This is a genomic window from Rhodococcus sp. 15-2388-1-1a, assembly GCF_002259145.1.
Taxonomy (GTDB): Bacteria; Actinomycetota; Actinomycetes; order Mycobacteriales; family Mycobacteriaceae; genus Rhodococcoides.
On the sequence record NZ_NPFP01000031.1, the window covers coordinates 147543 to 172729 of the forward strand.

The following is a 25187-nucleotide window of genomic DNA, read 5'->3' on the forward strand; positions in this document are numbered from 1 at the left end:
ATCGAACCGAGGTGAAGGTCAAGGTGGGGCCGTATCGGCGAAGTCCCGCATCAATGACCTGGCGTAATCGGGTTCGGGTATCCAACACGTGGCGATCTCCCACGCCAGATTCGCTCGGAGTTCGGCGGGACCGACTGGAAGGTCGTAGTGGGGCTGGTCCACCCGCGCTTCGTCCCAATCGAGCAACACACACCGGCCCTGCTTGTCGATGATTGCATTGCGCGCATGTGCATCGCCATGAACAACACATGTGGAGGACGGGGTTCGTGCCCTTCGCCACGCATCGACTATCCGGTCGGCCAAACCGGTTGGCATTGCGGTCAAGTCGACGTCTCCGCCGGCGAGAAGTTCCGGGAGATCGATCGAACTCGCAGATCCGGGGCGCTGTGGCCAGCCCTCGGTCACGGCGTGGACCTCGGCCAGGGCGTCCGCGATGCGGGGGTCTTTCGGTTCGGGGTGTGAACCTTCCACGTAGTCGTAGACGTGCCAGCCGTCGACGTCCAGGTCGCCCGCCGACGACGGTATGAGCACAGGCAGGTGGATGCCACATTCCTGGAGGTGGCGGAGAAGGTGCCACTCCCAGGATCGAGAATCCGGAGTGCGACGTGAATGCCGGATGACAACGCGGGCGCCGTCGAGCTGTCCGGACCGGATGTCGTTTCGCGCACCACCGGACAACGGGCCGTCGACCACGAGACCCGGCCAACATGATCGCACCGATTCGGGGAGCATCGCTGAGTCGGTTCCCGTCTCCACATAGACCAGTGGCGTGGTTATGTGCCCCCACGGGCACCTAACCACGCCACTGACCAACCGGGTCGTTCCGCAGGCTTCACTCCTGCGTAGCGCACCTACTCCTTGTTGAGGTTCGTCCTCGGAATTTCTTCCGTGCGATCCGTCGTCCAATCACGGTTGCTCGACGGAGCGGGAGCGGTTCCGCCACCGGGGGTCGGTCGCGGAGTGTTGTCTGCTCGGGCCGGCTGACGGTGTCCACCGTTGCCACCGCGCAGGAGCAGGAACACTCCGGCGATCAGCGAGATGACACCGAGAATTCCGGCGATGATCGGGACGGTGCGGCCGAAGAGCGAGATCTGATCCTGGCCGTCCTTGGCCTGCTGGATCTGATATTCGACCGTGTTCTCGTCGAACGTGATCGGAGCGTTGAGGACGTCGACCTCGGGTTGGCCCGCCTCACGTCCGTAGTACTGGTGAATCTGCTCTTCGCCCTTGACGACGACGCCGGTCTCGGGCTCGACCCACAGGGTGCGGGTGTTCTCGTACCAGCGGGTCATCGTCACCGGCGCGGCTCCACCCTCGACACCCCAGGTGTCGGCGGGCAGGGTGACCTTGTTGGTCGGCAGGTTCACCACGGTCGACAGATCGACGGGGCCGACGGTCTGCTGGTACTGGTACACCGGCGTGCCGTTGATCTCGGTTGCCTCGACGAAGTCGATGTCCTTTGTCGCACGCGCATTGACGTCGAAGTACGGGTAGCTCTTCTGTTCCGAGTTGAACGGGAACTTGTACTGAAGTCCGGTGTGGGCCACCTCTTCGGCGGGCGCGTTGCCTGCCACCTGGATGGTGCCGATCGGGCTCTCGACGGGCATCGACGTCTTGCGGTCGATGGTGACGCGGTCGACGCTTGCGGTGAGCAGTCCGGTGTCGGCCTGCTTGTCGCTGCGACGCAGAGTCTGGCCTGCCTGCAGCGTCATGATGTCGGCGTCGGAGGGATCCTCGACGGTGACGAATCGCTGGGAGACGAGGGGAACGTTCTGGTCGACCACTGCGCGACCTGCTGCAAGGGAACTCGCGTTCAGCACGCTGCCCTCACCGGTGGAGACGGTGGTGACTTCGAGGTCCAACGGCGTCTTCTCGAGCGCCGAAATGGTGTAGGTGGGGATGAGGATGGCGGCGACCACCAGAAACGCGCCCAAGCCGATGAGTACGAGGGCAAGTATCCGGCTCGGCCCTGAGCGCTCCGCCATGCTGTATCTCCTTAGTTGACCGCTTCATGGAAGACACCGCGGGCGGGAAACACGTTCGCCCCGACCCGATGCCCGATTTATTACGACACGTCGCAGGTGACAGTAACAGTCGACAGTGGCACCGGTCTCGTCTGCGCCGGTTCGACACGGCACACTTGAGGCCACCATGAGCACACAGACCCTTTCGGCAAGCGTTGTCCCGCTTCGTGGGTTCGTACCGTCCCTCGAGGGGATGCGTGCCGTCGCGTGTATCGGAATCGTTGTCACCCACGTGGCCTTTCAGACCGGTGGCGCGACGTCGCCGATCCTGGGTCATGTCTGGGGAAGATTCGACCTGACTGTGGCGATCTTCTTCTCGCTGTCGGGATTCCTGCTGTGGCGTCCGCACGCGGCCGCGGCCCGCGGTCATCGGAGTGCCCAGCCGCTCGGCCGCTATTTCCGTTCGCGGTTCGCGAGGATTCTGCCCGGTTACTGGGTCGGCGTGCTGCTGATCCTGATGTTTCTTCCCGATGCAGGCGGTGACTACCGCGTGTGGCTGGCGAACCTGTCGTTCACTCAGGTGTTCGTGCCGTTGACCCTGACCCAGGGGTTGACGCAGATGTGGTCGCTGTCGGTCGAGATCGCCTTCTATCTCCTGCTGCCGGTGTTCGCTTGGCTCATGGTGCGCCTGCGCGGTGCGGCCGCCGCCCGCCGTATACCGGTCATTCTGGGTGCTGCGGTGCTGACCCTGTCGTGGGCATTCGTTCCGGTGTCGACCCCCGACGGCATTCACCATGACAACTGGCTCCCCGGCTACTTCCCGTGGTTCGCGGCTGGGATGCTGCTCGCCGAGGTCTCGGTGGGGCCACCGACCTGGGTGCATCGGCTGGCTCGTCGCCGATTTGTCATGTCGTCCATCGCGGTTGCCGCGTTCGCCTTGTCGGCGACTCCTCTGGCGGGTCCGCAGGGCTTGGTGCGTCCGGCGGCCTGGCAGTTCGAGATCAAGATCCTGCTCGGCGCGATACTGGCCTTCGCGATGCTCGCCCCACTGATTCTCGCCGAGGACGGTCGACGGCATCGCTTCCTCGAGCATCCGGTGATGCTGACGCTGGGCCGCTGGTCGTACGGATTGTTCATTTGGCACCTGGCTGTGCTCGCCGTCGTGTTCCCGGTGTTCGGCATCATCCCGTTCTCGGGTGGGATGTGGTTCGTCTTGCCGGTGACTCTCGCACTGTCGATTCCGGTGGCAGCGGCGAGCTACGCGCTGGTGGAAGACCCTGCTCGACGACGCCTGGCATCCCGCAAGAAAGCGGTCACGGCTTCCGTATCGCCGTGATCGCCAACGCGACGATTCCGATCAGGGACGCCAGCTGCACCCAGTAGGACCCGCCGACGTACCCATCGGGAGATCGCCACGGTCCGAGCGAGAGCAGTGCTGGAGCCAGCAGTGTGAATCCGCCTGCAACGCAGACCGATACACGTGAGGACACCGTGCGTCCGTAGCGGCGATCCACGAGCACCGCGCCGATGCCGATCACGGCCACGGTGACCGCACCGGCGATCCCGGCCAACACGATCGTTGCTCCGAGCAGCGCAACGACTGCGGCCGGAACGCTCTGCCACGGCCGCGGTGATGGGCCCGGGTTCGGCGCACTGCGCGGCCGGCGCAGCGCTGCGAACAGCAGCGGGATCAGCAGGAGCAGCCCGCCGAAGATTCCGAGTCGGTACCAGCGATCGGTGGCGAAATCCAACGAAATCGTGCCCGACGCCCCGGCCGGAACGATCCAGGCCTGTTGCCATCCGTCGACCACGACCGGGGAGAGTTCGACGCCACCGGGTGTGGTTGCGCGCCAACCACTGTTGTTGCTTTCCGGGATGACCAGCAAGCGATCCTCCGTCGTGGAGGTCAGCGTCACCTCGCGGTGATCCGGGCTCCAGGCGGTCGTCCTGGCGGCCTGCGGTGCCGATCCCGTCGGCCACTCGGCCGGAATAGGCATGGTGCGCAACCGAATACCGTCGACGAAGAACGACGCACCCGGCTCGACCACCACGTCCTGGCGTCCCTCGGGAAGTGATACCGGGTTGACGAAGTTCTCGTTCACCGGGGTGTCGGCATCGCACACCGACGCCTTCAGTGGCTCGCCGGAACGGAACTCGTCCGCGGTGGCCGTCACCGATGTGCGCACCGTCTGCCCGGCGATGGAGACGATGGGGCCTGCGAAGCAGTCCACGGTGATCTCGCGGTCGCCGTCGTACGGTGCGCCGATCGGTTCACCACCGGACAGTGGCGTCACCTCGGCGAAGCCGGGTGGCTGAGACTGGATGAAGCCCAACGAGTTTCGGTCCAGTACGCCGTCCCAGTCCACGATCGACAGAACGATCCTGTCCGTCACGTACGGCGCGAGGTCGAGGGTCGTCGAACCGTCGGTGTCGACGTCGCGCACCATCGGCCCGTTGCCGAGGTTGACCGCGACCCGGGTGGGGTGCGCCGGAAGTGCGCCGAGGCTGGGGTTGAGCTCGAGCCCGTCCACCAGTGTGGGAGAGGGCAATTGGATGGTCAGAGTGGGGTCGGTTCCCGCGCGATCGGTGATCGACTTCTCCGGCGCTGTCCAGGACGTGCGCGGATCGCCGTCGGTCGCGGCGAACGCCGAGCCGTGCAGGTCCGCGACGTCCGACGCCCCGCTGGCCAACGGCCGTCCCGGTTGTGCCAGTAGCGCTTCGAGTTCGGGGGACTGCCGCGTGCGTACCGTCAGATCCGGAATGACCGCGGTACCCATCGGCACGTCGATCGTGCGCGAGAAGCGGCCCAGTTCCTCGGGTGACTTGGACAGGCCACTGCTGCAACGGATTCGATCCTCGGTGTCGAGGCAGCCGGAGCGGCCGGGGAATTCCTGGCCCAGTTCCCAGGCGTCGACGCTCGCCCCGGAGGGAGTCGCAGGCAGCACCGCGCGGTGCACGATCGGTACCTGTTTCGGGTTGTCCCGGTCGGAGTAGTCGTCCACCGACACCTCGCTGATGCCGAACTGGCTGCCCCGGGTCCCGTCCACCGTCGACTTCGCGGTGATGCGCAGCCACGGAGTCTCACCGCCCGGGAGTGACACCGTCATCGGCTCACCCGGCTCGTCGACGCGTGCCGCCGTCGAGCCGTTCGGGGTGGTGATTTCCACCCACTTGACCGGGTCGCCGATCGTCCCCGGGCTGGTGCGCATGCGCAGCAGCCCGCCGCGCACCGGCGTATCGAAGTCCAGTTGAAGCCATTGCCCCACAGCACGTTCGATCCCGTTGCTGATCCAGCTGGTGGCAAGATCGCCGTCCACCGCGGCGGCGACACCGCTGCCGGGGGCGCTCCCACCGATCTGCGTGGCGTCCGACGCCGAACTCGACGCCGTCAGGGTCGCGCCCTCCCACTCGGCATCGACGGTCTCTGCCCCGTACACCGGGTAATCGGACACCTCGTTGAGCGAACGTCGCGGCTCGTCGGCGGCCCGCAGGGCAGAACTGTGATTGTCGACCTGACCGAAGTCCGTCTCGCGATTCATCGGGGTGTCGGTCACCGTCACCGAGTCCACGGCGATGCCCGCCGCAGCGGCATCCGAGGCCAGCAGAGTGGGGCCCGACGGCACCGGATTGCGAATCCCGTTGTTCCGCAGCTCGTTCGAGCGCAGAATCGACTCCGGACCACCCTGGACGACCGGGACACGGTCGAGGTCGACGGTGTACGGACCGGACGCGGGAATGTCTGCCGAATCGCCGACCGAATAGATCTCGACAGCCGGATACGGCGGTCGCAGATCACCGTCGAGCACAACGCCGTCGACCTGACCGGGAGCCACGTCCTCACCGAATTCGGCCACCTTCTCGAGTCCCGGCGAACCGTCGAGCACCTGGTGCACCGAGGCCGGACGGGTGGATCGGGAGTTCTCGGGATCGAGGTCGTTGCGCACGACGACGTAGCTGATGCCCTGGCCCAGAAGGGTATCGGCCAACCCGGCCGACGGCCGACCGTCGGCGAAGAGCCGTTGCACGGAGTCCAATGCGCGGATGGCACCGGGCGGGGTGAGCGGCACGGCGTCGCGGACGGCCCAGGGCGTGGTGGCCAGAGCCTGCAGTGGTTCGTCTCGGGTCAGACCCCAGGTCTGCAGGGCGAACGGTGCGCCGGGCACGATCAGGGCCCGCTGCGCGTCGGAACCGTCGGGGCTCGATCCCGAGGCATTCTCGGTGAGCCAGTCCGCGGCGTCGTGCCAGTACTGCGGAACGGCCTCGTACGCTCCTCGGGGCGCGAGCTTGCCCGTCCACGCCAGTGAGGTGGACAGCGTCAAGGCCACGAGGACCAGTGCGGTCACCGCCATCATGGGGTGCTTCTCGGGATGCGCGACGGCCGATCGCCACTGCGTGCGCGGCGCGGAACCCGGGAGCGGAACTCGGGCCAACAGATGAGCCAGGCCCAGCACCAACGGAATTCGAATGACCGGCTCGAGTTTGTGGATGTTGCGCAGCGGTGCGCCTGCGGAATCGAGGAACACCCGGACGGCAGCGGCGAACGGACCGTCCAGATCGCCGACGAACCCGGCACCGAGGCCGACGAGACCGACGAACAGCATGATCGTCAACCGGCCGCGGGCCGGCATCGCGCGCATCGCCAGGCCCGCGATTCCGGCAGCCGCGATCAGACCCGTCGCGACGACGGCCGCGGGCTGAGTCACCAGAACGGCACCGGCCACTCGCTCGGGGGAGACGAACGGCGTCCAACTGCCGGTGCCGCGCAGCACCTCCGTCAGCGACGTCCACTGCGTGGTGGTGCCGGACGATTCGATGTAGTCGAGAAACGGTGGAGAGACCTTGCCCAGCAACAGCAGTGGAACGATCCACCACAGCGTCGCGAGCACCAGGAAGCCCGACCACCACGCGCCGAAGACGAACCACCGCTTGTTCGGCCGATGCGTCAGCATCCAGATCACGGCCACCAGGACGGCGGCGGCGGTGGCGACGGCATTGACCGCGCCCATCAACGCCACTGCGAGGGCCGATTGCGCCGCAGTGCGTCGAGCCGTCTGTTTCGCATCGTCCCCGACGAGATACCGCACCATCGGGATGAGCACCCACGGTGCCAGCATCATCGGCATCGTCTCCGAGGAGATCGACGCGAGGGTGGTGATCACGCGCGGAGAGAGAACGAAGGCCGTTGCTGCGATCAGACGGGAACTGCGGCTGCCGATACCGAGAGCCTCGGCGAGCCGGACGATTCCCCAGAAGCCGGCGATGAGCAGCAGCGCCCACCAGATGCGTTGAGTGATCCACGGCGGGATCGACAGCAGGTCGCCGCCGGCGAAGAACGCACCGTGCGGAAAGAAGTAGCCGTATGCCTGGTTCTGCACCTGGCCGAGCGGAGCTGCACTGTTCCACTGATGGGAGGCGCGTTCGAGAAATCCGAGGGGGTTCTGAGCCAGGTCGTACTTGGTGTCGGCGACGGTGAAGCCGGGGACCTGCAGAAAAGTGAGGAGGAACGCCAGAATCGAGACGCCGAAAAGCCATTTACGGCCGAGCGGCTCGGCCGAGATCATCGATTCACGAAAGCGACCAGCGTCAGCGGCTGCCGTACTCAACCTGGTTCAGCAAGGACGAGTCGGCGTTTCCGGAGCGATCGATATCCGGACGAGAGTTGTCGGCTGCAGCTGCGGTGACTCCGAAGACGACGCCCGCACCCAGTACGGCTCCGACGACGGCGGCAATGACACCCGGGACAGCAAACTTCATCTCGGTTCTCCAGTCAGTCGGCTCAGGAAAGAAGCGGGCGAGGTGGACCCCCACGCGGGCATCACGGTATCACTCGCACCTACAGAAGAGGCCGGTGGACGCGTTACTTGCCGGGGGGAACGATCAGGACGGGTCGATGACTGTGTCGCAGAACGTGCTCGGCCACCGAACTCTGGAGCAGCGCACGTAGACCGGTGGTGCCCCTCGTGCCGGTGACGATGATGTCGACGTTCATCTCGTCGGCTTTCTCCACGATCGCGCTCCAGATGGCGGTGGTGCATTCGGTGCACTGGCCCTCCACCTTCAGGCCCGCGGCCTCGGCCAGCGCGACGCCCTCACTGTTGGTCACTTTCGCATCGGTGAGCGCCACGTCCTCGGCCTCGTCGTCGGGAACCCATTCGGGCTGCATGACGCCGGAGAGGCCGGACATTCGAGCGGCCTGACGCACCATCGGCTCCCACGCGGTGACGACGATCGCGCGAGAAGTGGTGAGAAATCGGCCTGCATAGTCGATGGCGCGTTTGGCATTGTCGGAGCCGTCGTAGGCAATGAGTATGAGGTCTGCGGTCATGGTCGAGCTCCTCCTCATGTCGCTTTCGTCCAGATTACCCCCACCCCTCCCGCACCCCGGGGCGAAACCGGCACCCCGCATCTCGGCTACCGTCGTCTTCCATGCGACTTCGGTTTTCGGTTCGGTCCGCTGCGGTGATGACGGTCGGTGTCGGCCTGTTGGTCTCGTGCTCCACCGAGTCCGCGCAGGTCGCGTCGACGCAGTCGGCGTCCCCTGCCCCGACCACCACCGCCGTCGAAACGACGGTGCCGCAACCGGTCCCGCCCGTCGACGAGTGTGTTGCGTTCGTCGACGGACTGTCGGAGCGGCAGCGTTTGGCGCAGCTCCTCACCGTCGGAGTCACCGGGACTGCGGACGCGGTGCAGATCATGTCCACCGAGCAGGTCGGCGGCATCTTCGTCGGCAGTTGGACCGACGAGTCGATGCTCGGCAATCGGGAAGTACCGCAGGTGCTCGATGCGTCCGCGGTGGCTCCGATGGTCACGATCGACGAGGAGGGCGGTCGGGTTTCGCGGGTCGCGGATCTGCTGGGGGAGGCGCCGTCGGCGCGAGTGCTGGCACAGACGATGACGGTGGACCAGGCATACCAGGAGGCGTTGACGCGCGGCCAGGGGTTGAAGGACCTCGGGGTCACCGTCGACTTCGCTCCGGTGGTCGACGTGAGTGCACAGCCCGATGATTCCGTCATCGGTGATCGGTCGTTCTCCGACGATCCGCAGTCGGTCATCGAGTACGCGGGGGCATACGCGCGTGGTCTGGAGGACGCGGGCGTCAAGCCCGTCATCAAGCATTTCCCCGGGCACGGCTCGGGATCGGGCGACTCGCACACCGGCGCGGTGACGACGCCGTCTCTCGACGAGTTGAAGGCCAAGGATCTGTTGCCTTTCGCGGCGCTGAACAACACCGGCGTCGGTGTCATGGTCGGGCATCTCGATGTGCCCGGACTGACCGAGCCGGGTGTGCCGGCGAGCATCAGCCCGGCGGCGATGGCGTTGCTGCGCGATGGCGTCGGATACGGTGCCGCTCCGTTCGACGGCCCGATCTTCACCGACGACCTCAGCGGCATGGCGGCGATCACGGCGCGACTCGGGATCGTCGACGCGGTCGAGGCGGCGTTGGTGGCGGGAGCCGACGTCGCGCTGTGGCTCACCACCGATCAGGTGCCCGCGGTGTTGGACAATCTCGAAGACGCGGTGGCGACGGGACGCCTCGCGGCGGCTCAGGTGGACGAGGCCGCAGCGACGGTTGCTCGGTTCAAGGGGGCGTGCGGGGCCTGATTGCGCGGTACTGGACCTTACTGTGGAGTAACGTCTAGTACTTCGTACGTATTGGAGGGTCCATGGCTGGCGGCACCAAGAGATTGCCTCGCGCCGTCCGCGAGCAGCAGATGCTCGACGCGGCGGTGGATGTGTTCTCCGACAACGGGTTCCATGAGACATCGATGGATTCGATCGCCAAGAAGGCGGCCATCTCCAAGCCGATGCTCTACCTGTACTACGGGTCGAAGGACGAGTTGTTCGCCGCGTGCATCCATCGCGAGGGCGTGAAGTTCGTCGAGGCTCTGACTCCCGCTGCAGATCCGACGCTGACGCCGCGCGAGCAGTTGCGCAAGGCGCTGATCGGTTTCCTCGGATTCGTCGGCGAGAACCGGAAATCATGGATGGTGCTCTACCGACAGGCCATCGGTCAGCAGGCGTTCGCCTCGCAGGTGCAGAGCAGCCGAGATCGGTTGATCGAGCTGACGGCCGGCCTGCTCGCGATGAGCACGAGGGATCCCGAGCAGTCGCAGAACTTCGGGCTGATGGCCGTCGCGTTGGTCGGTGCGGGCGAGGCCGTGGCCGACAGAGTGGCAGGCGGCGAAATCGAGGTCGACGCCGCAGCGGACCTACTGGAAAATCTGGCATGGCGCGGCCTGGCCGGAAAGAAAACCGCCACCACCTGAGAAGAACTACCGCCGAACTCGAAGTTGTGGACGGAAATCCGAGGAAATCCGTCCACAACTTCGAGTTCGAGCAGTCAGCGCAGGGTTCCCGTCAGATGCGGGTAGCCCTTCTTCGGGTTCTTCAGCGACAGGTCCCAGCCGGTGCCGACGGCCTCGGCGTAGGCGTTCACCGTCGCGGGCAGGACGATCGGCTTGCCGAAGCGGATGCTGTAGTTCACAGCTTCCGGGATTCGACCCTCGACGGTCTGCAGTACTGCGGCAGCACTCCACATTCCGTGCGCGATGGTCTTCGGGAATCCGAATGCCTTTGCGCCGAGTGAGGACACGTGAATCGGGTTGCGGTCTCCGGAAATTGCCGCGTACCGGCTGATGATCCGCTGGTCGACGCGCAGGGTGCGGGTCGGGGGCGGCGGAACCTCGTCGGCGGGCGGTGCCTCGCGGGGTCCACCGGACAGTGACGTCTTCTGCAGGCTCAGGAAGCTCGAGGTCTGCTTCCAGACCAGTTCGCGTCCTACCTTGACCTCACTGATCAGGTCGACGAGCAAACCCTTGCGGTGCTCGCGCAGGTTCTCCGCGTGCACTCGCACGTCCAGTGGCTCGGAGGACGAGATGCCACGGAACTGCTCGATGACGTTCTCGGCGTGTACCGAACCGATCGCGGCGAACGGAAAGCCCTTGGACACCATCAGTTTCATCACCGTCGGGAAGACGAGGGTGAAGGGGTAGGTGACCGGGAGCTGATCGCCGAATCGCAGTCCCGTCGCGCGGCAGTACCCGGCGAGGTTGTCGGGGTCCACTCGCAGACCCTTGAGCTCGTACACCGTGCTGGGGACCGAAGACGACCTGGATCCGAAGAACGGCAGCGCGCCGAGCGCAGCCGAGGTGTAGATGTCGGACGTCTTCGGCTGCGCGGTCAGCGTGACGGTGCTCATGCGCCGAGGAGGCTCTGGCCGCACACGCGCACGACCTGACCGGTGACGGCGTTGGATGCGGGAGAAGCGAAGTACGAGACCAACTCTGCGACGTCGACGGTCTCGCCGCCCTGCAGCAGCGAGCTCATGCGTCGTCCGGCCTCGCGGGTGGCGAACGGGATGGCAGCCGTCATCGCGGTCTCGATGAAGCCGGGGGCGACGGCGTTGATGGTGATGTTCTTCTTCGCCAGCACCGGTGCCGACGCGTGCACCAGGCCGATGACGCCTGCCTTGGACGTGCCGTAGTTGGTCTGGCCGCGGTTGCCCGCGATGCCTGCGATGGAGGAGACGTCGACGACGCGGCCGCCTTCCTTCAGCGCACCCGACTCGACGAGCTGGTCCGTGATGCGCTGCGGGGCAGCGAGATTGACGCCGATGACCGAGTTCCAGCGGGCGTCGTCCATGTTGGCGAGCGTCTTGTCGCGGGTGATGCCTGCGTTGTGCACGATGATGTCTGCGCCGCCGTGGCGTTCGAGGAGATGCTTGCTCAGTACCTCTCCGGCGTCGGGCGAGGTGACGTCGAGTGCGAGCGAGGTGCCACCTACCTTGTTGGCCGTCTGCGAGAGTGCTTCTCCGGCAGCGGGAATGTCCGCGGCGATGACGGTGGCTCCGTCGCGGGCGAGGACCTCGGCGATGGTGGCACCGATACCGCGGGCGGCTCCGGTGACGACGGCTACCTTGCCTGCGAGCGGCTTGTCCCACGAGGCCGGTGCCTGCGAATCTGCGTCACCGACGGCGATGACCTGGCCGTCGACGAATGCGGACTTGGCCGACAGCAGGAAGCGGAGGGTGGATTCGAGGCCGGACAGGCCGGTCGATGCCTTGGGGGAGATGTAGACGAGCTGCGCCGTGGCACCGCGCTTGACCTCTTTGCCGACGCTGCGGGTGAAGCCTTCGAGGGCGCGCTGAGCGATGTGCTCGTCGACGCTCGAGGTCTCCTCCGGCGTGGTGCCGATGACGACGACGCGTGCGGACGGTGCCAGGTTGCGGATGACCGGCTGGAAGAACTTGAAGAGCTGCTCGAGCTCGGCGACGTTGCCGATGCCGGTGGCGTCGAACACCAGTCCGCCGTGCTTGTCGTCGTGCGGCTGCGACTGCGGGTAGTCCGACAGCAGCTCACGCAGCGGCTCGACGAGGCGACCACTGCCCCCGATCAGGACCGGTCCGGCCAGCGGCGGCTCGCCTGCCTTGTAGCGGCGCAGCTTCTCGGGCTGCGGCAGGCCGGCCTGCTTGGCGATGAAGGCTCCCGGCGCGGACGCGAGGAACGTTGAGTAGAGATCTGGGGCTCCCTTGGAGGCTGCCACTGTCGTACCTTTCATTCAGCGCTGCTCGCTCTGGGAGCGAGGCGCACGACCGGGTGTCGACAACCAACTTACTCGCCAGTAAGATGAAACTCCACCAGGGCCTTTTTCCACGATGTTTGGAGACGTCAGTGACAAGCAAGCAGCTACGACCGGTCGCAATTGTCGGTGGCAACCGCATTCCTTTCGCGCGTTCGGACAAGAAGTACGCGCTGGCGTCCAACCAGGACATGCTCACCGCGACCATCGACGGGCTCGTCTCGCGATTCGGTCTGCAGGGCGAGCGGCTGGGCCTCGTCGCCGCCGGTGCCGTGCTCAAGCACTCACGCGATTTCAACCTCACTCGCGAGGTCGTACTGGGCAGCGCATTGAGCCCGTACACCCCGGCCTTCGACATCCAGCAGGCCTGCGGCACCGGCCTGCAGTCGATCATCGCCGTCGGCGACGCCATCGCGTCGGGCCGGATCGATGCCGGCATCGGTGGCGGTGTCGACACCACCTCCGACGCTCCGATCGGTGTCAACGACGAGCTGCGCGAGTTCCTGCTCTCCCTGAACCGGGCGAAGAGCACCGGCGATCGCATCAAGCTCCTCGGCAACGTCCGTCCCGGCATGCTCGGCATCGAGATCCCGCGCAACGGCGAGCCGCGTACCGGCCTGTCGATGGGTGACCACGCCGCCATCACCGCCAAGGAATTCGGTGTCCGCCGCGAGGACCAGGACGAGCTGGCCGCAGCGAGCCACCACAACATGGCGGCTGCGTACGATCGCGGCTTCTTCGACGATCTGGTGACGCCGTTCCTCGGCCTGACTCGCGACGACAACCTGCGTCCGGGATCGACCGTGGAGAAGCTCGCGACCCTCAAGCCGGTCTTCGGAACCAAGCTGGGCGACGCCACCATGACGGCGGGTAACTCGACGCCGCTCACCGACGGTGCGTCGGCTGCCTTGCTGTCGAGTGACGAGTGGGCTGCCGAGCGCAACCTGCCGGTGTTGGCGCATCTGGTGGATTCCGAGACCGCTGCAGTCGATTACGTCCACGGCAACGGATCGTTCAAGGACGGTCTGCTGATGGCTCCGACCTACGCGATCCCGCGTCTGCTCGCTCGCAACGGCCTGACGCTGCAGGACTTCGACTACTACGAGATCCACGAGGCATTCGCTTCGGTGGTGCTCGCAACTCTGCAGGCCTTCGAGAGCGACGAGTACTGCAAGGAGCGGCTCGGCCTCGACGGTGCGCTCGGTTCGATCGACCGCAGCAAGCTCAACGTCAACGGCTCCTCGCTCGCTGCGGGCCACCCGTTCGCCGCGACCGGCGGACGCATCGTGGCCTCGCTGGCGAAGATGCTGGCCGAGAAGGGCTCGGGCCGTGGCCTGATCTCGATCTGCGCGGCCGGTGGACAGGGCGTCACGGCGATCATCGAGCGCTGATCACTGCAGCTTCGGCTGCTCACAGTCCGGGGGACGTGAGGGTCGGTGGATCCGTCCGATCGAGGGGTTCGACGGATCTACCGACCACGACGTGAAAAAGGGGCACGCATGATGCGTGCCCCTTTTTCGTGTGATCAGCCGGGTATGCCGCTTTCCGGTGGCGTGGACTCCTCGCCGGTGTATTCCTCGACCGCCGAATCCCCGATGTCGGTCTGCAGCACCGGAGTCAGGTACTCGGGTACGCCGCCTCTGATCTGGAAGACACTGGCACCGGAGATTCCGAGGTGGCTCGATTCCGAGTACCGGAACGGGGCCAACTGCGGTCCCTCGAAGTCCATTCCGCCGTCCTGGATGGCTGCGACGATGCCCTCACGTGTGGGGTTCTCGCCCGCCGCCTCGAGGGCTTGCACGAACGCGTATGCCTGGCTGAGACCGTAGATGCGGTAGTTGGTCAGGGGGTCACCCGTCCCGTTCTCCGCCCAGACCTTCTGCCACAGCTGGGTCCACGGATTCTCCGGCGAGTCGACGCCCGGGATGTACTCCAGCGAGATCATGCCCTCGAGCGACTGCGCGCCGTCGGTGACCGCACCCTGGGAGAAGCGTCCGAGCAGGGAGCCGACGAGGTCGACGTCGGAACCGATCGAGCTGTAGAACCACTCGGGGTCGTAGTTGAGCCGCATGGCTGTCAGCTGGCTCAGCGCGGTGTAAGAGGGAACGTTGAAGCCGAGGATCAGATCTGCTCCCGCACCTTGCAGGGCCGCGATCTGAGGTGCAACGTCGGTGTTGCCCGAGGTGTACCGCACGACCTCGACGATCTGATCGTCGAGATACTGGCGCACCGCTTCTTCGCTGTCTCGGCCGAGGTCGTCGTCCTGGAGGAACAGTCCGACCTTGGCGTCGGGGCGGTTCTTCGTCACCCAGTCGCCGATGATCTTGCCCTCGACCTGGTAATCGGGCTGCCAGCCGAAGGTGTTGGGGTACTTCTCCGGATCGTTGCCCCACATGATCGCGCCGGAGGAGACGAACAGGTCCGGCACTCCCTCTTCGTTGAGGAAGTCGATGACCGCGCTGTGGGTCGCCGTGCCGAGACCGCCGACGACGGCGAACACCTCGTCCTGGAGGACCAGTTCGTTGACGACCTGGGTAGTGGTCGTCGGATCGTAGGAGTCGTCTCGAACCACGTACTCGATCTGTCGGCCGTTGATGCCGCCCGCGGCGTTGACGTAGTCGAAGTAGGCCTGTGCGCCCGTGGGGATTTCGCTGTATCCGGGCGCTGCGACCCCGGTCAACGGAAAGTGGGCACCGATCTTCACCGAAGTGTCGGTGATGCCGACCGTCGACCCTTCCGAGGATTCCGTCGCCTCTTCTCGGCCACCTGCACCGCACGCTGCGGCCAACGAGACGACGGCGACGAGCGCGGTCGTTCTGAACGCCACCGATCCGAACTTTTTCATTTCATTCCTTTTCTGGTTGTACGTAACTTGCGATACGTGCCCACCAAACCCAGTGGGGCGAAGAGGATCACGAGGACGGTGAAGATTCCGGTCACCAGTGGTGCGAGTTCGGCAGATTGCAGACTGCTCAGCCCCACATCGAGACCGAGGTTGGTGACCACCGGTGGGATGTAGGTCAGCAGAACGGCCCCGATCAGCGCGCCGGAGAGGGTTCCGAGCCCGCCGATGACGACGGCGGAGAGCAGGGTCAGCGAGAGGGTCAGGGTGAAACCGCTCGGTGCCGCGATTCGTGCCGACATCGCCAGGACCGCACCGCCCGCGCCCGCACAGGCCGCACTGACCACGAACGCGAGAATGCGTGCGCGCCCGAGATCGATACCGGACAACTCGGCGGCGACCTCGTCGTCCCGAACGGCCCGCCAGCGACGTCCGATCCGGCTCGACGAGACGTTCGCCAACAGGAAGAACACGATCACCAGCAGTAGCCAGCTGACGTAAGCGACGAATTTCGTTCCGCTGAGCTCGTTTCCGGTGACGAAGAACATCACGTCGTCGATCAGCTCGGGCACTTTCGGTGCCGGGACGACAAGTCCCTGTTCACCGCCGAGGTAGTCCGAGAAGTACAGGGCAAGGCCCGGTACCGCGACGGCGAGCGCAAGCGTCGCACCGGCCAGGTACGGCCCGTGCAACCGGGCGGCGGCCACACCGACCACAACACCCACCACGGCCGAGATCACGGTGGCGGCGAGCAGAACCAGCGGTACCGACCATCCCGAATCGTTGGCCCGCAACATCAATGCCGCGGTGTACGCACCGACCGCCATGAACGCACCGTGCCCCAGCGACAGTTGGCCGCTCAACCCGGTCAGTACGGTCAAACCTCCGGCCGCGATGGCCAGGTAGGCCACCGAGGTGAGTTGGCTCTGACGGAAGGTGCTCAGAGATTCGAGGGCGAGCACGATGACGACGAGTCCGATGACGGCCCCGAGGACGTGGCGTCGAACCGGCGTTGCGGTGAGGCGGGTGAGAGTTGCGTTCATGTCACACCCTCCTGGCCGCGGAGCCGGCGAACAACCCGCTCGGTCGCAGTAGAAGTACGACGATCAGGATCACCAATGCCGCGCTGGAGACCAGATCCTGACCGAGATAGCCACTGACGAAACTGAGCCCGACGCCCATCAACAGGCCGCCGACCACCGCGCCCGCCGGACTGTCCAGTCCGCCGAGAACTGCTGCGACGAAACCGAATACGACGATCGAGTCCATGTAGCCCGGATGCACCAGCGAGCCACCCGCGATGAGCAGTCCGGCCAGCGACCCGACCACTGCGGCCAGAGCCCAACCGAGAGTGAGCATTCGACTCACGCGTACTCCGAGGAGTTTGGCGACCTCCTGCTCGAAGGCGCTCGCGCGCATCTTCAGTCCCAGATCGGTGAACCGGAACAATAGGATCAGCAACCCCAGAACCACGAGGACGGCGACGATCTTGAAGATGTCGTATCCGGTCAACGCCACGTTGACGTCGCCGATCCGCTGGCCGGTGAGGCCGAACGGTGCAGGGAAGGACCGGAATTGGTTGCCGAAGATGATGGCGGCCACCGCATGGATGATGATGAACAACCCGAGCGTGAGAATGACCGGGTTGATGTGCGACGAGCTGTCGACGAATCGGATGACGAGTCGCTCCGTCAAGGCTCCCAGCAGCAGGCCGCACAGAAGCGCGACTCCGAATCCGATCCAGTACGAGTAGCCGGCGTCGATGACGACCAGTGCCACGTACGTGGTGATCATGGCCATCGGAGCCTGGGCGAAGTTGACGATGCGGGTCGATCGCCAGATGAGTACGAGGGCGAGCGCGAACGCGGCGTAGATCATGCCTGTTGTCACGCCGTTGATGAGGATGGTGAGCAGTTGTTGCACTGTGGCTGGCGTCCTTTCGGCTTGCTCTAGAACCCGAGATAGGCGTGTCGGAGGGCGTCGTCCCCGGCCAAGGTGTCGGCGGGACCTTCCACCGCGACCTTGCCCAGATCCAGGACGACGGCATGTTCGGCGATCGACAGCGCGCTGCGGGCGTTCTGTTCGACGAGCACGACGGTCATCGACTCGGAGTCGACGAGCGCACGCAGCGTCTCGAATATCTGCGCGGCAACTTTCGGTGCGAGTCCGAGAGACGGCTCGTCGAGCAGAAGCACCGACGGTGTCGCCATCAGCGCTCGGCCGATCACGAGCATCTGCCGCTCGCCACCGGACAGAGTGTGTGCCGAGGATGCTCGACGACCGGTCAGGGGCGGAAACATGTCGTAGATGCGGTCGAGGGTGACGGCGTCGTGACTTCGGTTGCGTCCCATCGCACCGAGTCGAAGATTCTCGTCGACGGTCAACTCGGCTATCACACCCCGGCCCTCGGGAACGTGCGCAAGACCTTTGCGGGACATGCGGTCCGGTGCCACCCCGACGATGTCGGCCCCGGCGAGTTCGATCCTCCCCGACACCGGTTTCAGCAATCCCGAGATGGTGCGCAGCAGAGTCGTCTTCCCTGCTCCGTTCGCGCCGAGTACGGCCGTGACGGCTCCGGCCGTGACGGTCATCGACACCGAGTCGAGGGCGGTGACCGGGCCGTAGCGAACGGTCAGATCGGTGATCGTCAGGTGCGCCGCGTCAGTCTTCATGTGCCACTTCGTTTCCGAGATATGCAGCGAGCACGGCAGGATCCTCGCGAATCTCGTCGGGTGTTCCCTGTGCGATGACCTTGCCGAAATCCAGCACGTAGATTCGGTCGCACACACTCATGACGAGATCCATGTGATGTTCGACGAGCATGACCGATGTTGCGGGTCCTGCCGGCTCGGAACCGGTGGGTGAAACTGCGAGAGAACGGATCTCGTCGCCGAGTTCGCTCATTTCGTCACTGGACAGACCCGAGGCGGGTTCGTCGAGCAGGAGCAGTGTCGGTTCGCTCACCAGGGCGCGTGCGAGTGCGACGCGTTTGCGCACCGCGTACGGCAGGCTCGGTGGCAATCGGTGCGCATAGCCGTCGATCCGCAGGCGTTCGAGGGTTGCCATCGCGGTGGAGCGGACCGCAGCGTCGTCGGAGGCACTCGACGGTAGGCCGAGGAGGCCGGCGAGGATTCCGGTGTGTGCTGTTCGGTCGGCACCGACCATGACGTTGTCCAGAACCGTCATCCGATCGAACAGTCCGAGTCCCTGGAGGGTTCGGCTCATGCCGAGCCGGGGAAGGTCGTGCGGTCGTAGCCGGGTCAACGGTTGGCCGAGTCGTCCGAGTGTCCCCGATTGGGGACGAACGAGTCCGCACGCAACGTTGAACAGAGTCGTCTTGCCTGCACCGTTGGGCCCGATGACGCCGAGGACTTCGCCGGGTCGCACCTCGAGACTGACTCCGGACAGCGCGACGATTCCGCCGAAGGACACCTCGACGTCCGTCATGGTGAGGACCGGGTCCTTCGTGTCGAGAGAATTCAAGTGATCCACCTCACAATCTGTTGCGTTCACTATGGTGCGTTTCGCACAACGGGGGATATGGGCACTGCGCACAGAATGTTTGGGTCCCTGGGCACCAATAACGGTCAAATCGACCTGTCATGTGGGCTCAGTGCGCAAAACTGTGCAGGTGGGTGCCCCCGATGGTCGACGCGCATCGACGCGTTCCGCTGCTCGCGGAGCGGTGACGGACTCCGACCAGGAACAGATCCGACGCGCGTGGGCAGCACTGACCTCACGAGCGGATTCGATCGCGGACTCCATCACGCTGGCGTTGATCGAGCAGGAGCCCGCCTACCTGGCCAGCTCCACTCCGGACATCGCAGGCGAAATTCGTCGCAGCACTCGCGAGCACATCAATCAAGGTCTCCGCACCCTGTCGGGGCTGCCCGCCGCGGGCGACAACGCGCGCGAGGTGTGGCGTCGTACCGGCAGAGAGCGTGCACGCCAGGGGATTCCGATGGAATTGGTGCTCAAGGCGTACACGCTGGGGAGTCGGACGCTGTGGGAGGAGTTGATGCTCGAGCGCGAGCAGTGTCGAACCAGCATCGACGAGCATCTACTGCTCGTGGCGGGTCAACAGCTGTGGCGCGCACTCGACAGTCAGTACGAAACCCTCGTCGAGGCATACCGGCAGGAAAGCGCCCGGATGCAGCAGCGCGATCTCGCCAACGTTCTGGTGATACTCGACGGCCTACGATCGGGGCGAGGCGGTGATCCGGCGTTCGTCATGGAAGCACGTGCCACCCTTGGTCTTTCGGCCTCGCAGCAGATCGCGTGTGTCGTCGGCCCGCTCGACGATCAGGGGTCGCCGCCGCTCCCGGCACCCGAGGACGCGTTGGATCAGATCGGTGCGGTCTCGCATTGGAACACCAGGGACGGCCACCAGTTCGCGCTCGTCGCACTCGGAACGGGATCGTGGAACTCCGTCGTCGACGCTCTCGCTGCTCGGGCCGTCGGGCCGGTGGGTGTTGCGCATTCGCCGGAGGGTCTGTCGTCGTTCGCTGCGGCGTATCGCCTCGCGGCGTTGACGGCCGAGACCATCACCGAAGACAGCGGCGTGGCCTTGGCGACGGACCGACTGCCCCGCGTGATCATGGCGGCCGACGATCGATCGTCGGAGTTGCTGGTGCGTCACGCTCTGGGAAAACTGTGGACGCACCCGGAGCCACATCGAGGAACGCTGCTCGACACCCTGGCGCACATGCTCGCGTCGGACGGTTCGCCCACCAACGCGGCCAAGGCGCTCTACTGCCACCGGAACACCGTGATCTACCGGGTCCACCGAATCGAGGAGTTGACCGGGCAAGATCTGACCGATCCGCGAGATCGGCTCTTGCTCACGCTGGCACTGGTCAGAACGGGACATTGGACCCGAGCCGTCGGGCAAGGGGACAGTTCGACACCCCGTGGATCATTCAACCGAATGAATTGACGAGACAATTTCGAAGTCGGTGTAACGGCGTGGTGCGGTGTGCCTATATTCCGAGTGGCTCCGTGCTGCTGCCTGACCCCCGACCCGGCAGCAGCGCGGGGCCTTTCTCGTTTCTGTGCCGATGGTCTCCGAGTGAGCGTCACCGTTCGGTTTGCGTAAGCTCGTGCGAGGGGTACGCCGTGCAGAAGGGCGGAACAACAACCAACGGTGGTCCTGGAAGGGTCGAACGTGAGCGAGGGCAACAGTAGGTCGGGTGACGCACCCAACGGTGCCGAACCGAAACCCGACGTACCGCCGTACGACGCTCCCACCGAGGTCTTCGGTGCGATCCGCGACGAGGCGACCGATTCGAAGCATGCATCCGAGGCCGAGCAGGTTCCGGAAACGGAGCAGGTTCCGGAAACAGAGCCTGACCAGGCACTGGAGGCGGAAGCCGGCACCGCTGAGCCCGAGTCCGAGGACACCGATCCGGTTACCGCAGATCCGGCCGTCGACGATGCAGAGGCCACCGAAGCCCACGCCGCAGCCGTCGTCCCGGAGGACGCCCAGCCCGATCCGATCACGGCCCCGCAGCAGCCGCCCGTAGCCGACGAGTCGCCGACCGTCGCGCAGCCAGTTGTCCCCGCGCAGCCAGTTGTTCCCGCGCAGCCAGTGGTTCCCGCTGACACCGTTGCTCCTGCCGACGCCGATGTTCCTGCTGATACCGATGCTCCTACCGAGACGGTTGTTTCTCCCGAATCCGAGTCGCCGGTCCAACCACCTGTGATTCCGCCGGAGGACGGCGCAACGCCGCCCGCCGACGGGTCCGGGTTCGTGCCGCCGTGGCGGAAGATCGCGATCGGAACCGGCGCGGTGGTTGCAGTTCTCACGCTGCTGTACGCGGCGGATTGGATCACCTCCAGCGATCGAGTGCCCCGCGGCGTCACCGTCGCCGGGATCGAGGTCGGCGGTAAGAGCCACTCCGACGCCGAAGCTCTCCTGCGCTCGGAGCTGGGGGCTCGTGCCGAGCAGCCCGTGTCGGTCGACGTCGGCGATCGGCAGGTCGAGGTACTGCCTGCCGCTGCCGGTCTCGGTGTGGACTGGAACGCGACGCTCGACCGCGCCGGATCGCAGCCGATCAATCCGATCACTCGTCTGACGTCGTTGTTCGGCAGCCGCGAGATCGGCGTCGTGTCGACCACGGACGAGCAAGCCCTCACTGCTGCCGTCGACGGATTGCGCGTCGAGACCGACCGTGATCCTGTCGAAGGTGACGTCGTGTTCGACGGCAGCGCACCGATTGCCGTTGCGCCGCTGTCCGGCCGGGTACTCGACGCCGACGGGACGCGTCGAAACCTGCAGGCCGAATGGGCCTCGGGCGCAACGGAAGCGGTCTACGAAACAACACCCGTCACGGTGACTCAGGAGGCCGTGGATCGGGCGTTCGCCGACATCGCCGTTCCTGCGGTGGAGGCACCGGTGACCGTAGCGGGCAGGCAGAACGTCGACGCGATCCTTCCGACGGATCGTGTGGGCGAGGTTCTGCGCTTCGACCCGGACGGCCAGGGCGGACTGACTCCGATCTACGACACCGACGTCGCCACAGGCATTCTCGCGCCGCAACTCGTGCGCACCGAGGTACCGCCGACGGACGCGTCGTTCACCTTCTCCGGCGGTGCCCCGACCGTCGTCCCCGGTGAGATGGGCGAGTTGGTGGAGTGGCGCAAGACTCTCGAGCAGCTGCCCGCGCTGCTGTCCGCGGACGGACCCCGCACCACCGAGGCGATCTACGAACCGGCCCCGCCCGCTCTCACCACCGAAGCCGCGCAGAATCTCGGTGTCCGAGAAGTGATCGCCGAGTACACCACCGGCGGGTTCGAGTACGCGTCGGGCGTCAACATCGGGCTGACGGCGCAGATCGTGAACGGTGCGCTCGTGAAGCCGAAAGAAACGTTCTCGCTCAACGGGTACACCGGTCCCCGAGGCAGCGCGCAGGGCTTCGTGGAGTCGGGGATCATCGACAACGGTCGTCCCGATCGCGCCGTCGGCGGCGGCATCAGCCAGTTCGCGACGACGCTGTACAACGCGTCGTACTTCGGCGGCATGGAAGACACCGACCACACCGAACACAGCTACTACATCAGCCGATACCCCGAGGCGCGCGAGGCGACGGTCTTCGAAGGTGCCATCGACCTGAAGTTCACCAACCCGAACGACACCGGCGTGGTCATCCAGTCGTTCGCCGACTCGTCCAGCGTCACCGTCCGACTGTGGGGAACGAAAACGGTCGACGTCGAATCGATCACCGGTTCGCGAACCAATTTCACCTCACCGAACACGGTGACACTGCCCGCAGGCGCAGGCTGCGTTGCGTCCGGTGGAGGCCAAGGATTCACTGCCAGCGACACCAGGGTGATCAGCGATGCCGCGTCGGGCAGGGAGATTTCGCGGAACACCAGAACGGTGAAGTACGACCCGATCCCCATCGTCCGGTGCGTCCAGCCCGATCGCCCGGATCCTGCTCCGGCACCCGCAGCGGACCCTGCCCCGGAACCGGACGAAGACGAGTGACGACGCAACCGCCGGGTGGCCATTCGAATCACGTCGATTCGGACTGTGGCGTCACCGCCCGTTCGGGTGTTTGCTTGCAGTAGGTGTTCACCCGATAGAACTGTGCCCACGCGGGGGTGCACCACGAGATCGAAAGGGAGCTTCGTCCATGGCGCTCACACGCACCGTCCTCGATCAGCAGACGCTTCGTGAGGCGTACGCGCAGTTCCCGAGCGGCGTCGTCGCGATCGCCGCGAAGATCGACGGCGTCCTGGTGGGCTTGGCGGCCAGCAGCTTCGTATCGGTGTCCATCGACCCACCACTGGTGGCGGTGTGCATCCAGAACACGTCGACGACATGGCCGAAACTCGAGTTGGCACCCAACATCGGCGTCAGCGTTCTCGGTGAGGCGCACAACGACGCCGTCCGTACCCTGGCAGCCAAGACCGGTGACCGGTTCGCCGGCCTCGATCTCACCGTCACCGACGGGGGTGCAGCCTTCATCGTCGGTGCCACCGCATGGCTGGACACCACCATCGAGCAGCAAATCCCCGCGGGTGACCACGCAATAGTGTTGCTGCGCATACATTCCCTGGACGTGCAGAGCGAAGTGAACCCAATCGTGTTCCACGGCAGCAAGTTCCGCAAACTTCAGCAGTAGCTGCTGGTCGACTTCGTTGGGCCTGTTCGGTCCGGCCCTGTTCTGCCCGGCCCCAGGATTCCGCATTCGGCTCCCCGAGCTACGCAAACGCGCGCGCATTTGCTGAACGCGCGCAAAATAGCGGCGAGATCGTGAGCGATTCTGCGCGCACCTGACGAATGCGCGCGCGTTTGTGGGACCGGCGTTCGATTCGGCCTTCGACGCTTCGTCGGGTCGGCCCGCAATACGATGCGCCGTCGACCTGTTCCCTTGTTTTCTCGGTTCCCCGGTTCCCCGGTTCCCCGGTTCCCCGGTCCCCGCTCGTCTGCTTCGGCTCGACAGGATTCCGCAAACGCGCGCGCGTTTGCTGAACGCGCGCGAAATGGTGGCCTGATCGTGGGCGAATCCGCGCGCACCTGACGAATGCGCGCGCGTTTGTGCGACGGACGGCGTGGCGAACTGGTACCCCCGTACCTGTATTCATCCACAGGTCCGAAGTTGTGCACAGGTGGCTACTTTCGTCCCGGAGTCGTTGCGCGCCTAGTCGAGACTCGCAGGATGAAGGATGATCGAATGGTGCGACGCTCGGAGGCGCTTGCCGATGGCCACGCCGATCACGAGTTGCGGGCGCTGTACGAACGCGAGGGATGGGAGCGTTTGGTGAACGGCGTCTACGTGCCGTCGTCGAGGCTTGCCGGCCTTTCGGAGCGGGAGCGCCATCGGCTGTTGATCGACGCCATATTTCCGACGATGGCCGAGGGCAGCGCAGTGAGTCACCGTTCGGCGGCGCTACTGCACGGATTGCCGTTACCCACTGGCGGATTCGACAAGGTCCACGTCACCCGATATCGCCGCGGCGGAGGTCGCGCGAACGCGGCGGTGATCGTGCACTGTGCGCCGTGGGTGCCGTACGCGACCGTCGACGGAATTCCCGCGACCTCGTTGGCGCGGACGGTTGTCGACCTTGCCCGTACTGAGCCCCTTCTGTCGGCGGTGATCGCAGGTGACTCGGCTCTGAAGCGCTGCGATCCGCAGGACCTCGACGCGGAGTTGCAGCGTGCTCGGGGATGGAAAGGTGTGGCGCAGGCGCGACGAGCCGTGGCCCTCATGGACGGGCGGAGCGAAAACCCCGGCGAATCTCAGAGTCGAATCATTCTGCGCGAGAATGGATTCGACGTCGAGTCGCAGGTGGAGATCCTGGATGCGGACGGACGATCGTTGGCGCGGATCGACTGGCTTGTCAATGGCGTCGTCGTCTGCGAGTTCGATGGTAAAGCCAAGTACACCAAGTACCTACGGCAGGATGAGAACCCCGGCGACGTGGTCTTCAGGGAGAAGGTGCGGGAGGACGCGATGCGCGATCTCGGCTATCCCGTGGTGCGCTGGACCTGGGCAGACCTGGGGAATCCGGCGGAGCTGGTGGCACGCGTAGCCCGAGCTGTGGAGAGGGCTGCAGCCCTGCCGCCACCGCGGGGGAGCGTGCGGGGAACGCCGTGCGGCCGACAAACGCGCGCGCATCTGCCGAACGCGCGTGAAATTGCCTGAAAATCCTGCAGAATGCGCGCGCATCTGACAAACGCGCGCGCATTTGCGGCAGCCTGGGGGTTCGCACTCCGCAACACGGACAAACGCGCGCGCATTTGCGGTAGCCCGGGGGTTCGCACTCCGCAACTCTGGCAAACGCGCGCGCGTTTGTTC

At 65.5% G+C, this 25187-nt stretch carries 20 protein-coding genes; 8 read left to right on the forward strand and 12 right to left on the reverse strand.

What is annotated here, in order from left to right; translation table 11 throughout:
- Positions 1–18: 18 nt before the first annotated feature.
- Both CH302_RS18140 and CH302_RS18145 read right to left on the reverse strand, forming a co-directional pair.
- Complete coding sequence (locus tag CH302_RS18140; RefSeq protein ID WP_082323876.1) at positions 19–732, reverse strand: phosphotransferase enzyme family protein; 714 nt, start codon at positions 730–732, stop codon at positions 19–21.
- A 119-nt stretch (positions 733–851) separates the two neighbouring features.
- Positions 852–1985 (reverse strand): DUF3068 domain-containing protein, encoded by a 1134-nt coding sequence (locus CH302_RS18145; protein ID WP_037195929.1) that lies wholly within the window; start codon positions 1983–1985, stop codon positions 852–854.
- Positions 1986–2151: 166 nt separating this feature from the next.
- Here CH302_RS18145 and CH302_RS18150 point away from each other — a divergent pair, with 166 nt between their 5' ends.
- On the forward strand, positions 2152–3300 hold the full coding sequence (locus CH302_RS18150; RefSeq protein WP_037195928.1) for an acyltransferase family protein: 1149 nt from the start codon (positions 2152–2154) through the stop codon (positions 3298–3300).
- On the opposite strand, the gene CH302_RS18155 is transcribed toward CH302_RS18150, so the two are convergent.
- The 3 genes from CH302_RS18155 to CH302_RS18165 form a co-directional block, all read right to left on the reverse strand.
- Positions 3278–7525, reverse strand: coding sequence for an alpha-(1->3)-arabinofuranosyltransferase (locus CH302_RS18155; protein ID WP_037195927.1), 4248 nt, complete (start codon positions 7523–7525; stop codon positions 3278–3280). The two genes, CH302_RS18150 and CH302_RS18155, sit on opposite strands and share 23 nt — an antisense overlap.
- 22 nt (positions 7526–7547) lie before the next feature.
- On the reverse strand, positions 7548–7718 hold the full coding sequence (locus CH302_RS18160) for a DUF2613 domain-containing protein (RefSeq protein ID WP_082073827.1): 171 nt from the start codon (positions 7716–7718) through the stop codon (positions 7548–7550).
- Between the two features lie 103 nt (positions 7719–7821).
- The gene (locus CH302_RS18165; protein ID WP_027495380.1) at positions 7822–8289 is read right to left on the reverse strand and encodes a universal stress protein; all 468 of its coding nucleotides are present in this window, start codon (positions 8287–8289) and stop codon (positions 7822–7824) included.
- Positions 8290–8390: 101 nt separating this feature from the next.
- Here CH302_RS18165 and CH302_RS18170 point away from each other — a divergent pair, with 101 nt between their 5' ends.
- Positions 8391–9566 (forward strand): glycoside hydrolase family 3 N-terminal domain-containing protein, encoded by a 1176-nt coding sequence (locus tag CH302_RS18170; protein WP_037195925.1) that lies wholly within the window; start codon positions 8391–8393, stop codon positions 9564–9566.
- Positions 9567–9628: 62 nt separating this feature from the next.
- Complete coding sequence (locus CH302_RS18175; protein ID WP_032396646.1) at positions 9629–10231, forward strand: TetR/AcrR family transcriptional regulator; 603 nt, start codon at positions 9629–9631, stop codon at positions 10229–10231.
- A 74-nt stretch (positions 10232–10305) separates the two neighbouring features.
- On the opposite strand, the gene CH302_RS18180 is transcribed toward CH302_RS18175, so the two are convergent.
- On the reverse strand, positions 10306–11163 hold the full coding sequence (locus tag CH302_RS18180; RefSeq protein ID WP_037195924.1) for a MaoC/PaaZ C-terminal domain-containing protein: 858 nt from the start codon (positions 11161–11163) through the stop codon (positions 10306–10308).
- Positions 11160–12506 carry a 3-oxoacyl-ACP reductase gene (locus CH302_RS18185; RefSeq protein ID WP_037195922.1) on the reverse strand — a complete coding sequence of 449 codons (1347 nt, stop codon included), beginning with the start codon at positions 12504–12506 and terminating at the stop codon, positions 11160–11162. The genes CH302_RS18180 and CH302_RS18185 overlap by 4 nt, the downstream gene beginning before the upstream one ends.
- 83 nt (positions 12507–12589) lie before the next feature.
- Between CH302_RS18185 and CH302_RS18190 the strand changes: the two genes are divergently transcribed.
- A complete protein-coding gene (locus CH302_RS18190; protein ID WP_052048116.1) occupies positions 12590–13933 on the forward strand; it encodes an acetyl-CoA C-acetyltransferase in 1344 nt (447 codons plus the stop codon).
- Between the two features lie 134 nt (positions 13934–14067).
- Here CH302_RS18190 and CH302_RS18195 read toward each other — a convergent pair whose 3' ends face one another.
- Genes CH302_RS18195 through CH302_RS18215 form a run of 5 tightly spaced genes read right to left on the reverse strand, consistent with a single transcriptional unit; the run spans position 14068 to position 18867 of the window.
- A complete protein-coding gene (locus CH302_RS18195) occupies positions 14068–15387 on the reverse strand; it encodes an ABC transporter substrate-binding protein (RefSeq protein ID WP_037195919.1) in 1320 nt (439 codons plus the stop codon).
- Complete coding sequence (locus tag CH302_RS18200; RefSeq protein ID WP_037195917.1) at positions 15384–16427, reverse strand: branched-chain amino acid ABC transporter permease; 1044 nt, start codon at positions 16425–16427, stop codon at positions 15384–15386. The genes CH302_RS18195 and CH302_RS18200 overlap by 4 nt, the downstream gene beginning before the upstream one ends.
- Before the next feature lies 1 nt (position 16428).
- Positions 16429–17307, reverse strand: a complete 879-nt coding sequence (locus CH302_RS18205; protein ID WP_037195915.1) for a branched-chain amino acid ABC transporter permease — start codon at positions 17305–17307, stop codon at positions 16429–16431.
- 26 nt (positions 17308–17333) lie between these two features.
- A complete protein-coding gene (locus CH302_RS18210; protein WP_037195914.1) occupies positions 17334–18056 on the reverse strand; it encodes an ABC transporter ATP-binding protein in 723 nt (240 codons plus the stop codon).
- Positions 18046–18867: an ABC transporter ATP-binding protein gene (locus tag CH302_RS18215; protein WP_230596523.1), complete on the reverse strand. Its 822-nt coding sequence runs from the start codon at positions 18865–18867 to the stop codon at positions 18046–18048. The genes CH302_RS18210 and CH302_RS18215 overlap by 11 nt, the downstream gene beginning before the upstream one ends.
- A gap of 148 nt (positions 18868–19015) precedes the next feature.
- On the opposite strand from CH302_RS18215, the gene CH302_RS18220 reads away from it, so the two are divergent.
- The 4 genes from CH302_RS18220 (at position 19016) to CH302_RS18235 (ending at position 25034) form a co-directional block, all read left to right on the forward strand.
- Positions 19016–20320 (forward strand): PucR family transcriptional regulator, encoded by a 1305-nt coding sequence (locus CH302_RS18220; RefSeq protein ID WP_303396308.1) that lies wholly within the window; start codon positions 19016–19018, stop codon positions 20318–20320.
- A 228-nt stretch (positions 20321–20548) separates the two neighbouring features.
- Positions 20549–22870 carry a VanW family protein gene (locus CH302_RS18225; RefSeq protein ID WP_037195910.1) on the forward strand — a complete coding sequence of 774 codons (2322 nt, stop codon included), beginning with the start codon at positions 20549–20551 and terminating at the stop codon, positions 22868–22870.
- Positions 22871–23018: 148 nt separating this feature from the next.
- Positions 23019–23510, forward strand: coding sequence for a flavin reductase family protein (locus CH302_RS18230; RefSeq protein ID WP_037195909.1), 492 nt, complete (start codon positions 23019–23021; stop codon positions 23508–23510).
- A 537-nt stretch (positions 23511–24047) separates the two neighbouring features.
- Positions 24048–25034: a hypothetical protein gene (locus CH302_RS18235; RefSeq protein WP_037195907.1), complete on the forward strand. Its 987-nt coding sequence runs from the start codon at positions 24048–24050 to the stop codon at positions 25032–25034.
- The last annotated feature ends 153 nt before the right edge of the window (positions 25035–25187 follow it).